Raw genomic sequence first — 323 nt, 5'->3', positions numbered from 1 at the left:
TTCTTTCTTTTTCTCTTTCCTCTTTCTTTCCCCCTTTCTTCCCTTCTTCCCTTTCTTTTTTTCCCTCTTCTTCCCTCTTTTCTTCCTCTTCTTTTTTTCCTTCCCCTTCCTTCCTCTCTTCTTTTCTTCCTCCCTTTTTTTTCCCTCCTTTTCCTTCCCCCCTCTTTTCTCCCTTCCTCTCTCCCCTCTCCCCCTTCCCCCCTCTCTTTTTTTTCCCTTTCCTTTCTTTCTTTCCCTTTCTTTCCTCTTCTTTTCCTTTTTCCTTTTTCCCTCCTTCTTTCTTCCTTCCCCTTCTTCTTCTTTCCCCCCCCCCTCCCCTCCCC

The 323-nt window shown here is 45.8% G+C and carries 1 protein-coding gene; it reads right to left on the bottom strand.

Features of this window, described 5'->3' with window-relative positions; genetic code table 11:
* Positions 1-323 (bottom strand): hypothetical protein (locus tag AB9K26_RS00160; protein WP_369970531.1); only part of this gene is annotated, 323 nt, incomplete at both ends.

Origin of the sequence: Psychroserpens sp. XS_ASV72, from assembly GCF_041224425.1 — a bacterium.
Classification (GTDB): domain Bacteria; phylum Bacteroidota; class Bacteroidia; order Flavobacteriales; family Flavobacteriaceae; genus Psychroserpens.
Note: the sequence above shows the minus strand (reverse complement) of the source record. Positions and strands in the feature narration are given on the sequence as shown.